The sequence below is a fragment of the Thermodesulforhabdus norvegica genome (assembly GCF_900114975.1).
In the GTDB taxonomy this organism is placed as follows: domain Bacteria; phylum Desulfobacterota; class Syntrophobacteria; order Syntrophobacterales; family Thermodesulforhabdaceae; genus Thermodesulforhabdus; species Thermodesulforhabdus norvegica.
In genome coordinates, this window is record NZ_FOUU01000010.1 from 1 (window position 1) to 12,670 (window position 12,670).

A 12,670-nucleotide genomic window follows, 5' to 3' on the forward strand; every position below is an offset into this window, starting at 1 on the left:
GGCTGTGTCATTCGATGCTCGGGCATCTTTCACGACAAGGACGGCCACTATCTCACCAAGCAGCCCGAGTACGAAACGGTCTGGGCCAACGGAGCAAACTGCGGCATAGACGATCTGGATGCCATAGCCATGATAGACTTTCTCTGCGATAACTACGGCCTGGACACCATAGAAATGGGAGCAACCATAGGGGTTGCCATGGAAGCGGGTATAATCCCCTTCGGAGATGCCCAGGGAGCGATAAATCTTCTTCACGAGGTGGGAAAGGGGACCTATCTGGGAAGAATCCTTGGAAACGGGGCGGCCGTAACGGGCAAGGCCTTTGGGGTGGAGAGGGTTCCCGTGGTAAAGGGTCAGGCTCTTCCGGCTTATGATCCCAGGGCGGCGCACGGAATCGGCGTGACCTACGCAACGAGCACCATGGGAGCCGATCACACCGCAGGTTACGCCATTGCCCAGAACATCCTCAAGGTGGGGGGCTTTGTGGATCCTCTCAAGCCCGAGGGTCAGGTTGAAATATCCCGAAACCTCCAGATTGCAACGGCGGCCATTGACTCCACGGGGATGTGCCTCTTTATAGCCTTCGCCACCCTGGATCAGCCCGAGACCTTTCAGGCCATGCTGGACATGATAAACGCCTTCTACGGCTGGAACTGGACCGCCGATGACTTCATGGAATACGGCAAAAAGATCCTCAGAATGGAGCGGGAATTCAACACAAAGGCAGGCTTTACGAAAGAACACGACCGCCTGCCCAGATTCTTCAAAGTCGAACCACTCCCACCCCACAACTTAACCTTCCAGGTACCAGACGAGGAACTGGATAAGGTTTTTGAATTTTAATAAATCCGTTGATCTGTAGCAAAAGAACACCTTTCCCTTAGAGGAAAGGTGTTCTTTTTTGTTATAAAGAGCAGGAGGGGGAACTTCGAGATGAGCTATTTTGAAATCGAAGCAGGGCGCAGGGCTTATGGGATTGTCAGAGAGGAGGGGTTAAGGGCAGAGAGGATTCGTGTCATACTCGGGGCAGCCGGTGGGCCTAAATGGCTGGTATTGTACCATCTGGATAGATGGATAAGTTCCGAACTGCTTCCGGGAGTCCGTCATCCTGTGCATTTCTTCGGATCTTCAATAGGTGCCTGGCGACTTGCAGCGATGACCTGTAAGGAACCTTCCAGGGCAATAGATAATCTCTTTGAATCGTACATGAATCAACGCTATTCTTCCAAACCTTCACCCCGGGAAGTAACTCAGGTTGCAAGAACCATACTCAGATCTTTCATGCCGGAGGGAACAGAAGAGGAAGTGCTCGGTCACCCTTTCATCAGGTTAAACATCGCTACGGTGAGAATGAAAATCGGAGCTTCGGAAAATCGACTGCCCTTACTTTTATCGACCTTTTTAATGTACACCGCAAATAGGCTGAGTAGATCTTACCTGAGATTTTTTATGGACAGGGTTTATTTCTCCGACCCAAGAGATCGCCCTCCCCTGGAAGGGACTACCGATCACATACCGATCAGGCTCGTGGAGCTTACACCCGGAAACCTACCGGATGCCTTAATGGCCTCGGCTTCAATTCCTCTCGTAATGGAAGGCGTGAGGAGCATACCGGGTGCACCCCCGGGAACCTATCGAGATGGCGGACTGATCGACTATCACATACTTCCTCCATTAAGGCTAAAGGACGGTGAGCTGGCACTGTTCCCGCATTACTCCGGTACCGTTACTCCCGGTTGGTTTGACAAAACCTTGAGACATCGCTCCCCTGACCCTCGCACCCTCGAAAACATTGTTCTGGTGCGACCTTCTAACACTTTCTTTTCCATGCTTCCTGACCGGAAGATTCCGGACCGGCAGGATTTCTATACCTTTTCAAATAATCCACTGGAACGCAAAAGACGGTGGAAAAAAGCCGTAGAATTGGGAAGGAGAATGGCCGAAGAATTTGCTGAAGCCGTTTCTTCCGGGAAAATACGAGATATGGTCAGGCTTTACGGACTCAAGGAGGGAAGCCGATGATACGCTTTGAGTCGATTCGTCAAACCGCCGAATTTCACAGTCCTCTTGCAGGAGGCAAACTCATCAGGCAGGAGATAGAATTCAGAAAAGATCCCCTTCTGGGACATGTCAGCATTGTTAACGAGGCAATCCGTGGTAAAAAAGAATTTCTTTTCCCCGATACGGATTTTAATTACACCCGGGAACGTGCAGAAGCGACCAGATCGACATGCTTTCTATGCGATGGTAAATGGGAAACAATGACCCCGAAGTACCCCGACACTCTTCTGCCCGGGGGCAGAATGGTGAAAAACGAATGCGTGCTGTTTCCCAACCTCTTCCCTCTTGCATCCTATCATGCGGTGGTCATGGTGGGTCATGCTCACTACAGAAACCTGGACGAGTTCTCGGAGGACCTGCTTCGCGATGCCCTGGATGTCTCATTTTCTTTTATAAAAACCGTGTGGGGCAAAACAAAAGACCCATCGTACTTTACCGTTAACGCTAATTATCTTCCTCCCGCCGGAGCCAGCGTGATACACCCACATCTCCAGGTCTTGGGCGCGGGGGTTCCGTCAACTCACCACGAAAGGGTTATTAAAGCCTCAAGAAAATTCTATGAAGAGCACGGAAGGTCCTTCTGGAAGGTACTGATAGAGGAAGAAAGAAAAGCCGGGGTGAGATACATAACCTGTTTTGACGACTCGGCTCACATAATTGCGGCTTACTCACCCATTGGTCCCAACGAAATCCAGATTGTCTTCCCTCATAGAGCTAATCTCCTGGAATGGACGGAAAAGGATATCGGCAACTTTGCAAAAGCTCTCTCCACGGTGCTCAAGGCATATCACAATCTGGGGTTTTCCACCTTCAACATGGCCTGCTACGGAGGACCCCTTGAGGACACTGAAGAAGGGGACGGTTGTTTCGCCAGGATCATAACCCGCCAGAACATGGTACCTCATCATCGGACAGACGACTTTTACTTCCAGAGACTCCTGGGTAACGAAATTGCCTTTTATCCTCCGGAGGAACTGGCGGGATTTGTACGGGCCCTTTTAAACTGAAAACTCTTTTCTGGCGGCAACTTTTCGAGCCTTACCGGAGGCCGGTTTGAAGTTAGCCCGGATACCGCTTATAGCCTGGCCCGGAAATGGCAGGCGAGACTTTAGCAATTTTCTTCTTTCTGATAAGATGGTTGAGGGAGTTTATGAAATAACAAACAAAACCTGGGGAAGGTGGGAAGTTGAGACGGCCTAAATTTATTTTCATAACCGGCGGAGTTTTATCGTCCCTTGGAAAGGGGCTTGCGGCTGCTTCCATTGGGGCACTTATGGAAAGCCGCGGGTTAAGGGTTACTTTACAGAAACTGGACCCATACATAAACGTCGATCCGGGAACCATGAATCCCTTTCAGCACGGTGAGGTTTACGTAACCGATGACGGAGCCGAGACCGACCTCGATCTCGGTCATTATGAAAGGTTCACCAGAGCACGAATGTCGAAGAAGAACAACTACACCTCAGGCAGTATATATTACTCCGTCATCAAAAAAGAACGCCGCGGTGACTATCTCGGAGCCACGGTTCAGGTGATACCTCACATAACCGACGAAATTAAACAGGCAATACAAAGCGTGGTAAATGATGAAGACATAGTGATAGTGGAAATCGGGGGAACCGTTGGGGATATAGAGAGCCTTCCCTTTCTGGAAGCAATCAGGCAATTCCGGAACGATGTGGGTCGGGAAAATTCCATTTACGTCCATGTCACATTGGTTCCTTACCTTAAAAACTCAGGAGAGCTGAAAACCAAGCCGACGCAGCACAGCGTTAAAGAACTGAGAAGCATAGGCATACAGCCCGACATTTTACTATGTCGATCCGAAAAGCCCTTAAGCCCGGAGATTAAGGCAAAGATTGCGCACTTCTGTAATGTTGAACCCGACGCCGTGATTACGGCTCAGGATGTGGACTGCATCTACGAAGTTCCTCTGATGCTCCACAAAGAAGGCTTAGACGACAAGATCGTACAGCTCCTTAACATCTGGACGCGGGCACCGGTGCTTGATGAATGGGAGAACCTGGTAAGGAGAGCACGAGAGGCAAGCCGGCAGGTCAGAATTGCCATCGTCGGCAAGTACGTTAACCTGAAAGAATCGTACAAAAGTCTTCACGAGGCATTGCTTCATGCCGGATGGATACAGGATGCGAAGGTTGAACCCGTTTACATAGATTCCGAAGAAGTGGAGAAAGAAGGTGGAGAGGCCATGCTTGAGGGATGCCACGGAATTCTCGTTCCCGGAGGTTTTGGGCACCGTGGCATAGAAGGAAAGATCAAGGCCATAAAAATAGCCCGGGAACGCAATATTCCCTTCTTTGGGATCTGTCTTGGTATGCAACTGGCCGTAGTGGAGTTTGCTCGAAATGTCGCCGGGCTTGATCACGCTCACAGCCAGGAATTCAATCCCCATACCCCTCACCCCGTCATATATTTGATGAGAGAATGGTTTGACTATAAGAGTCAGAAGACCATAAGGAGAAGTGAGCAGAGCGATCTTGGGGGGACCATGAGGCTGGGGGCATATCCGTGCATTCTTGAAAAAGACAGCAAAGCTTTTGAAGCTTACGGTGAGATCGAAATCTGGGAAAGGCACCGACACCGTTTCGAGTTTAACAACGACTATAGAGAAAGGCTCGCCAAGTACGGTATGAGGTTCACGGGCCTCTCGCCTGATAAAAACCTGGTAGAGATTGTGGAGATTCCTGATCATCCGTGGTTTCTGGGGTGTCAATTCCACCCTGAATTCAAATCCCGTCCCATGGAGGCACACCCTCTTTTCAAGGCTTTCGTACGCAAGGCCATTGAATACGGCAGTAAGGACTGATAGGAAAGATTTGCATAAAATCCTGCCTTAATAAGGGGCGGTATGAAAAGCAACGCGTTATGGCGAAACCTTTCGAGCAGGCAGATCGGTCCTTTCGTTATTGCAGGGCCCTGTGTAATGGAAAGCTACGAACTAATGTACGAGACGGCATCATACATCAAAAACCTGTGCGATCGCCTGGGGCTTACCTTTGTCTTTAAGAGCTCCTACGATAAGGCAAATCGTACATCTATCAGGTCTTTCCGGGGACCAGGGCTGCAAAAGGGGCTGGCATGGCTTGAAAGGCTGAAAGCAGAACTGAAGGTCTTTACGCTGACGGACGTTCATTCCCCTGAAGAAGCCAGAGCAGCGGCTTCTGTCGTGGATGTACTCCAGATCCCTGCCTTTTTGTGCCGTCAGACCGATCTCATAACCGCCGCCGCCTCAACGGGCAGGATAATCAACGTCAAGAAAGGCCAGTTTCTGGCCCCCTGGGATATGAAAAACGTGATTGAAAAGATTCGCTCCCGGGAAAACGAAAAGATAATCCTCACAGAAAGAGGCTCATGCTTTGGTTACAACAACCTGGTAGTTGATATGCGGTCGATCACCATAATGAAAGCATTGGGGTTTCCCGTTGTCATTGATGCGACGCACAGTGTTCAGAGACCGGGGGGATTGGGGAGCTGTTCGGGAGGAGAACGGGATTTTGTACCCGTTATAGCCCGTGCTGCCGTAGCCGCAGGTGCAGACGGAGTTTTTCTCGAGGTCCACCCCAAACCCGACGAAGCGCTCTGTGACGGTCCCAATTCCTGGTATCTAAACCGTCTGGAAGGACTTTTAAAGAACCTCAAGGCCATATACCATGCAGTAACTACAGGAGAGCAGTAGATGACTCCAAGGGATTATCTTCAAGAGCTCGTTTCCAACTACGGCCTGAACATCGGCCAGATAGATAGAATAAAACGAATACGGCTCATGCTTTTCGACGTGGACGGTGTTCTGACGGACGGGAAAATCATATACCTCGACAACGGAGTTGAAATGAAAATGTTTGACGTTCAGGACGGACACGGTATGAAGCTTCTCATAAGGGCGGGTATAGAGGTTGGACTTATCACCGGAAGGTACTGCAGGACCGTAGAGCGCCGGGCCGAAGAAATCGGCATTAAGCACGTGTACCAGAATGCGAAAATAAAGCTGGAAGCACTGGAGCAAATTCTCGCCAGAACAGGGCTTAAAGAGCAAGAAGTGGGATACATGGGTGATGACTTGATAGACATACCGGTTATGAAGAGGGTGGGCTGGGCGGTCACGGTTCCCAACGCCAACATCCACGTTTTTCCTTACGCACACCACATAACCCGCAAAAGTGGAGGAAACGGTGCCTGTAGAGAAGTCTGCGAGATTCTGTTAAAAACCAAGAACTTCTGGTCGACAGTCACGGAAAGATATTTTGGAGATCCCGGAGATTTCAGGACACAATGACACGGCCTGCCCCCAAGCCTCGTTCACTTTTTAAAATCCTATGGGGATTCATAATCGGTGGTCTAATATTGTCGCTGTTTCTCTTCGTATCGGGCAGGAAGCCCGAGAACAGAGGATCAATTCCCGAAACCGGGGCTCCCGAGCAGGAAGGAAGCGCCCGCATAGAAAACATGGAGTACACGGAGGTTGACGGCGGAAAGGTTAAGTGGACTCTCAGAGCTCAGGTCGCAACCTACTTTAAAACCAGAGACCTGACGGAACTGGAAAAGGTACAACTTCTGTTTTATCTGGATGACGGCTCTGTTCTTGAAATGCGCGGAAACCGTGGCCTGATCTATGCGGGCGTTAAAGACATAGAAATCAACGGTAATGTAAACTTTCTGTTACCGAATGGGTATAAGGTGCATACAGAAAGAATTTACTACTCTCACAGCAGGAGACGGATCTTTTCAGAAACTCCGGCGGAGCTCTCGGGCCCGGGTTTCCTCGGGAAAGTGTCTGAATGGGAATACGATCTAAAAACCGGCAAAGCTTTCGGGCGAAATGGAGTGGTCGTAAAGTGGCAACCATAAGAGCTGGACGAAAATTTTCATTAATCCTTGCCGTTCTTATGATCGAAATTTTTGTTCAAAAAGGTACGGCAGAAAAGGTTGTGCAGTCAGCCTCACCGCTTCGAATCGTAAGTGATCGTATGGTTCTGGACGAAAAATCCAGAACCATTACCTTTGAAGGACATGTAACGGTGGAGCGGGAAGACATCGTGATTACCTGCCGCAGGCTGACGGTTTTCGGCAGTAAAGAGGCGGATTTTTCGAGTTCCTTCAGAACGGGGGGCCCGGTCAAAGAAGAAGCCGTTATGAAAAAAATCGACCGGATTGAAGCCGAAGGCGACGTGAGGGTGGTTCAGGGAAACCGGGTAGCCACTTCAGAAAAGGCAATCTATTACGTGGACAGAAAGCGAATAGTCCTTACCGGTAGCCCCGTTGTAGCTCAGGGTCAGGACAGGCTCACAGGACAACTCATAACTCTTGACCTGGCAACAGGCAAAAGCATCGTTGAAGGAGGTCGAGAAAAACCCGTTGAGGTAATCCTTCATCCGTCATCGGAACCAATAAAGCAGGAGACGGGGCAATAGACGATGTCCATGCTCACCGTCCGAAATATCGTAAAGACCTACGGTCAGCGTCGGGTGGTGGACGATGTGAGTTTTTCCGTGACGGAAGGCACGGTGGTGGGGTTGTTGGGGCCTAATGGAGCCGGCAAATCCACGACCTTTTACTGCATCGTTGGCCTGATTCGGCCTGACGAAGGGGCCGTGCTCCTGAACGGTGAAGATATCCTGGGACTGCCGATGCACATAAGGGCCCAAAAGGGAATCACCTATCTGCCCCAGGAATCGTCCGTATTTAGGAAGCTTACCGCTGCAGAAAACATTACTGCCGTGCTGGAGATGAAGGGATTCGAAAGGAAAAAGGCTTTTCAAAGGGCAAGAAGCATTCTTGAGGAGTTCGGTATAAGCCACGTCGCCTATACCCGGGCCGACAGGCTTTCGGGAGGAGAACGGCGCCGGGTTGAAATATGCCGCGCTCTCGTTACAGAACCCAGATTTATACTCCTTGATGAGCCCTTTGCCGGGATTGATCCGATAGCCGTTCAGGATCTACAAAAAGTTATACGGAGTTTGAAGGATCGGAATATCGGGGTGGTTATAACGGATCACAATGTAAGGGAAACATTGAGTGTTTGCGACAGGGCGTATATAATTCACAATGGAAGGATAATTGAAGAAGGGTCTCCTGAAGAAATAGTCTCCAGTGAAAGAGCAAAGCAGGTCTATCTGGGAGAAGAGTTCAGACTGAACTGAAGGAAGATTATGGCTCTGGAGCTTAAACAACAGCTAAAGGTAACGACCCAACTGGTTATAACGCCTCAGTTGCAACAGGCCATAAAGCTTCTGCAGCTTTCCCGGATGGAACTGCTGGAGACCATACAGCAGGAGATGATGGAAAATCCGGTACTGGAAGAAGTTCCGGTTGAAGAAGATATCACCGACGGAAGCGAATCCGGAGCCGAAGAGCCGGCACCTGAGCTCTCGGAGAGAACGAGTGAAGTTGAAGTATCCGAAAATCTAAGAGAAGATTTTGATTGGGAGTCCTTCCTGGAAGAATATAACTCCGGAACCCCCGTTCTTTATGAAAAAGAGGAAGGTGACGAATTACCGTCTTTTGAACAGCGTCTTTCTCGCCCGACATCCCTTACCGACCACCTTATGTGGCAGCTGCACCTCTCCGATTTTTCCGAGGAGGAAGTAAAAATCGGCGAAGCAATCATAGGTAACATAGACTCCCACGGTTACCTGGATGCCACGGTTGAAGAGATCGCAACCCTTTGTGATACCTCCGTCGATAAGGTCGAGAGGGTGCTCTACAGGATACAGGATTTTGACCCTCCCGGTGTTGCCGCGAGGGACCTAAGAGAATGTCTGCTCATTCAGGCGAGAAACCTTTTCCCCGACAACGAGCTCGTCATTTCCATAATTAAGGATCACATCCACTACCTGGAAAACAAGAACTACCAGGGGCTAATAAAAAAACTGGGCATCTCCTCAGAAGAATTTAAGGATGCTCTGGAGCTGATACTTTCTCTGGATCCACGACCGGGTAGAGCTTACGCCTCACTGGAACCTCAATTCATAAGCCCCGATGTTTACGTTGTAAAGGTTGACAATGATTTCGTTGTTATGCTGAACGAAGAGGGATTACCCAGATTGAGAATCAGCCCCTACTATCGAGAATTTCTCAAGCATCCAGAACGGATGACTCCTGAGGTCAGAGAATATATCCAGAAGAAGTTGAGCTCGGCGAGCTGGTTGATAAAAAGCATTCATCAGCGTCAGCGAACCCTTTTGCGGGTAGCCGAAAGTATAGTAAAACTCCAGAGGGAATTCTTCGAAAAGGGTGTTGAATATCTAAAGCCGATGGTGCTCCGTGATATTGCAGTTGAAGTGGGTATGCACGAGTCCACTATAAGCCGGGTGACGACAAACAAATACATGCAAACGCCTCATGGAATCTTCGAACTCAAGTACTTCTTTAACAGCTCAATCCGCAAAACTGGCGGTGATGAAATAGCATCTGAAAGCGTCAAAGAAAAAATTCGGGCGATAATCAAAAACGAAAATCCTCAAAAGCCCTTCAGCGATCAGGAGATCGCAAAGATACTGAAGCAGGAAGGAATACGGATTGCCAGAAGGACCGTTGCAAAGTATAGAGAGATGCTGGGGATACTGCCTTCTCATAAGAGGAAAAAACCTGTTTTTTAGCTGGAGGACGAAGCATGCAGATTGATTTTACTTTTCGGAACATTGAGCCTTCTGAGGATGTAAAATCTTACGTGGAAACCAAAATCGGTCGGGTGAAACGATACCTGTTGGAGCCGATAGAGGCGCGCGTTGTATTGAAAGCGGAAAAGTATCGGTATATTGCCGAAATCAGCATATCTTCGAACGGTATCCGCATAAACGCGTCAGAAGAAACGGAAGACCTGTACAGCGCTATTGATCTGCTGGCCGATACCGTAGAAAGCCAGATCAAGAAACAACTCGACAAGATGAGGCGGAGGAAGCTGTCGGCTCAGGAAAGAAACATCATCGCCAATAGAAACAGGAGCTCCGTAGAAGGTACGATGGGAGAAGCGGACGAGGACGAATATGTGGTATTCACCGAACCTTTTGATCCTAAACCCATCGATCTGGATGAAGCAATTCTTCAGCTGAACAAATCGGATCGCGGTTTTTTGGTTTTCACCAATCAGGATACGGGAAGGATTAACGTGATTTACAGGCGTGAGGACGGCAACTACGGGCTAATAGAAACTTAGGAGCGTGTAAAGAAAAAGTCATGAGACTTATGGACTTACTGCCCAGGCGGGCAATACTTACCGACTTCGAACCACCCGATAAGATTGCGGCTCTGAAAAAGTTGAGCGAACTGCTGGCGCCTCATACATCGTCCCTGAGTCAGGACGAAATTTTTCGGATATTGCTTGAGCGAGAAAACCTGGGGTCGACGGGAGTCGGTAGAGGTATCGCCATTCCTCACGGCAGGTGCAAAAATATCAGGAGGCCGGTACTGTGCTTCGCAAAATCCACAAAGGGCGTTGATTTCGGTGCATCTGACGGCAAACCCGTTCATCTTTTTTTCGCCATGGTTGCCCCCGAAAACAATTCAACGGCTAACATAAAGGTTCTGGCAAAGATGGCGGAAATCCTCAAAAATCCTACGGCTCGTGATGCCCTTTTTGAGGCTCATAATGCAGACGAAATAGCCGAGGTATTGAGCCGTTACGATTCCGATTTTTGAACAATGAGAAAGTCTTCCAGAAGCTCTCATCACATAGTGGTGGTCACCGGCTTATCCGGATCCGGTAAATCCACGGCCATCAAAGCTTTCGAAGATATCGGTTATCTTTGCATAGACAACCTTCCGGTTCCCCTTCTTCCTGCACTGTTAGACCTGTGTGAGGGTGAAATGCCCGACACCAGGAAAGTGGCCCTGGGTATAGACATAAGAGAACGGACCTTTTTGAAGGCCTACGAAAAAATTTTCAAAGAAATCCAGGAAAAGGGATACAATCTGGAAATATTGTTCTTCGAAGCATCCGTTGACGTGCTCCAGAGGCGGTACAGTCAGACCAGAAGAATTCATCCTTTAGAACTGTGGGACGGCTACAAAACAGATCGGTCGGAAAATTCCGGCGAGCATGGAGGAATACGAAGGTCGTTGCTGGAAGCGATAAACAGAGAGAGGGAGCTCCTGAAACCTTTAAGAGACCGAGCCACAAAGGTGATTGACACATCAGAGCTGACCGTCCATGCCTTAAAACAGATGATCACCACCACCTACCGTCTGGTCCGCGAAGAAGAAGCCATGACGGTACAGGTACTTTCTTTCGGATTCAAGTACGGGGTACCCCATGATGCCGACATGGTTCTGGACGTAAGATTTTTGCCAAATCCCTTTTTTGTAGAATCTCTCAGACCCCTCACAGGTTGCAATCCCGAAGTTCAAACCTGGGTGTTCAGTCATGATGACACACAGGACTTTATAAGGCTCGTTGAGTCGCTACTGGAATTCCTCGTGCCTCGTTATCTGAAAGAAGGCAGGAGGTATTTCACGATAGCTTTCGGCTGCACCGGCGGGAAGCACAGATCCGTGGTCATGGCAGAGCATTTCTCGTCATGGTTTCGCAATCGGGGTTTTTACACTCTAACCTTTCACAGAGATGCCGGCAATGAGTAGTGGTGGGATCAGGCAGGCAAATGCAACGAGCGAAGACAGCAAAGTCGGCGTTATAGTTGCAACTCACTGCGATCTGGCAAAGGAGCTTTTAAGAGCTGCAAAACTTATTGTGGGTTCTCTGGAAGGATTCTACGCAATCACCATAACCCCCGATATGAAAACCGAAGACATTACGGAACTTTTCAGCCGAATGATCAAAGAAGCCGACAGCGGTCGGGGAGTCCTGATACTGACGGATATCTACGGAGGAACTCCCACCAACATAGCCCTCTCCTTTTCCGGCAATACGGTTGACGTCGTATGCGGGGTAAATCTGCCAATGCTGATAAAGGCTTATAGCTGTCGAAAACACGGATGTTCGCTGGAGGACATGGCACGCATAGTTCAGGATTACGGTAGAAGCCATATAACCCGGGCAAATGAAATACTGCCTCCCGATGCAGAGTGAGGAAAAATACAGCATAATCAGAATGATTCCGGAACACATTAAGGCCATAGTATCCATAGAAAAGGAAATACAGTATGAGCCCTGGACGGAAAGCTTATTTCTTGCCGAATTGCGACAACCGCAGGCTCTCTGCTTCACTCTAACGGTGCGTGGCTCCATCGCAGGTTATGTTTGTAGTAATATTATCCATGGCGAACTGCACGTAAACAACATCGGCATTGCTCCTTCTTTCCAGAATCGGGGTTACGGAACAGGCCTTATGGTGAAACTCCTTGAGGAAGCCCGGGAAAGAGGGGCAAGGATCGTGCATCTGGAGGTTCGTGAATCGAACTTCTCTGCCCTTCATCTCTATCGGAAGCTTGGCTTCCGTGTAAGAGGGCGACGTCCCGGCTATTACTCAACGCCGTCGGGCAAAGAAGACGCAATTCTGATGTCCCTTACCCTTTAGTTATTGCAGCACCGAGAAGTGTGCTTATTTTTTCAAGGGGGAGTTTTTTCGGGAATTATCATTTCACGTGATATGTCCTTTTGAGGAAGTTATACTTGATTGATAAGCTTGTCCTGAAA

The 12,670-nt window shown here is 49.1% G+C and carries 16 protein-coding genes; all 16 read left to right on the forward strand.

The genetic code is table 11. The features are described 5' to 3' along the window. Positions 1–843: aldehyde ferredoxin oxidoreductase C-terminal domain-containing protein (locus BM091_RS11540; protein ID WP_218148894.1), on the forward strand; the 843-nt coding region annotated here is incomplete at its 5' end. A 90-nt stretch (positions 844–933) separates the two neighbouring features. Beyond that, positions 934–2,022 carry a patatin-like phospholipase family protein gene (locus tag BM091_RS11545; RefSeq protein ID WP_093395943.1) on the forward strand — a complete coding sequence of 363 codons (1,089 nt, stop codon included), beginning with the start codon at positions 934–936 and terminating at the stop codon, positions 2,020–2,022. Further along, positions 2,019–3,068 carry a hypothetical protein gene (locus BM091_RS11550; protein ID WP_093395944.1) on the forward strand — a complete coding sequence of 350 codons (1,050 nt, stop codon included), beginning with the start codon at positions 2,019–2,021 and terminating at the stop codon, positions 3,066–3,068. Before BM091_RS11545 ends, BM091_RS11550 begins: the two co-directional genes overlap by 4 nt. 46 nt (positions 3,069–3,114) lie before the next feature. Next, positions 3,115–3,261, forward strand: coding sequence for a hypothetical protein (locus BM091_RS14000; protein WP_177193638.1), 147 nt, complete (start codon positions 3,115–3,117; stop codon positions 3,259–3,261). Beyond that, on the forward strand, positions 3,248–4,888 hold the full coding sequence (locus tag BM091_RS11555) for a CTP synthase (protein ID WP_093395946.1): 1,641 nt from the start codon (positions 3,248–3,250) through the stop codon (positions 4,886–4,888). The genes BM091_RS14000 and BM091_RS11555 overlap by 14 nt, the downstream gene beginning before the upstream one ends. Before the next feature lie 42 nt (positions 4,889–4,930). Next, positions 4,931–5,758 carry a 3-deoxy-8-phosphooctulonate synthase gene (gene kdsA, locus BM091_RS11560; RefSeq protein ID WP_093395947.1) on the forward strand — a complete coding sequence of 276 codons (828 nt, stop codon included), beginning with the start codon at positions 4,931–4,933 and terminating at the stop codon, positions 5,756–5,758. Continuing rightward, positions 5,759–6,355, forward strand: a complete 597-nt coding sequence (locus BM091_RS11565) for a KdsC family phosphatase (RefSeq protein WP_093395949.1) — start codon at positions 5,759–5,761, stop codon at positions 6,353–6,355. It begins immediately after the preceding gene. Next, positions 6,352–6,927 carry an LPS export ABC transporter periplasmic protein LptC gene (gene lptC, locus BM091_RS11570; RefSeq protein WP_093396070.1) on the forward strand — a complete coding sequence of 192 codons (576 nt, stop codon included), beginning with the start codon at positions 6,352–6,354 and terminating at the stop codon, positions 6,925–6,927. Before BM091_RS11565 ends, lptC begins: the two co-directional genes overlap by 4 nt. Further along, positions 6,915–7,490 carry an LptA/OstA family protein gene (locus BM091_RS11575; RefSeq protein WP_177193639.1) on the forward strand — a complete coding sequence of 192 codons (576 nt, stop codon included), beginning with the start codon at positions 6,915–6,917 and terminating at the stop codon, positions 7,488–7,490. The genes lptC and BM091_RS11575 overlap by 13 nt, the downstream gene beginning before the upstream one ends. A gap of 3 nt (positions 7,491–7,493) precedes the next feature. Then, positions 7,494–8,219 carry an LPS export ABC transporter ATP-binding protein gene (gene lptB / locus BM091_RS11580; RefSeq protein WP_093395952.1) on the forward strand — a complete coding sequence of 242 codons (726 nt, stop codon included), beginning with the start codon at positions 7,494–7,496 and terminating at the stop codon, positions 8,217–8,219. 9 nt (positions 8,220–8,228) lie between these two features. Beyond that, positions 8,229–9,677, forward strand: a complete 1,449-nt coding sequence (gene rpoN, locus BM091_RS11585; protein ID WP_093395953.1) for an RNA polymerase factor sigma-54 — start codon at positions 8,229–8,231, stop codon at positions 9,675–9,677. Between the two features lie 14 nt (positions 9,678–9,691). Continuing rightward, positions 9,692–10,234 carry a ribosome hibernation-promoting factor, HPF/YfiA family gene (gene hpf, locus BM091_RS11590; protein WP_093395955.1) on the forward strand — a complete coding sequence of 181 codons (543 nt, stop codon included), beginning with the start codon at positions 9,692–9,694 and terminating at the stop codon, positions 10,232–10,234. A 20-nt stretch (positions 10,235–10,254) separates the two neighbouring features. After that, on the forward strand, positions 10,255–10,716 hold the full coding sequence (locus BM091_RS11595) for a PTS sugar transporter subunit IIA (protein ID WP_093395956.1): 462 nt from the start codon (positions 10,255–10,257) through the stop codon (positions 10,714–10,716). A 3-nt stretch (positions 10,717–10,719) separates the two neighbouring features. Next, positions 10,720–11,655 carry an RNase adapter RapZ gene (gene rapZ, locus BM091_RS11600; protein ID WP_093395958.1) on the forward strand — a complete coding sequence of 312 codons (936 nt, stop codon included), beginning with the start codon at positions 10,720–10,722 and terminating at the stop codon, positions 11,653–11,655. Next, positions 11,648–12,103 (forward strand): PTS sugar transporter subunit IIA, encoded by a 456-nt coding sequence (locus tag BM091_RS11605; protein ID WP_177193640.1) that lies wholly within the window; start codon positions 11,648–11,650, stop codon positions 12,101–12,103. The genes rapZ and BM091_RS11605 overlap by 8 nt, the downstream gene beginning before the upstream one ends. Next, a complete protein-coding gene (gene rimI, locus BM091_RS11610; RefSeq protein ID WP_177193641.1) occupies positions 12,093–12,551 on the forward strand; it encodes a ribosomal protein S18-alanine N-acetyltransferase in 459 nt (152 codons plus the stop codon). The genes BM091_RS11605 and rimI overlap by 11 nt, the downstream gene beginning before the upstream one ends. Positions 12,552–12,670 lie beyond the last annotated feature (119 nt).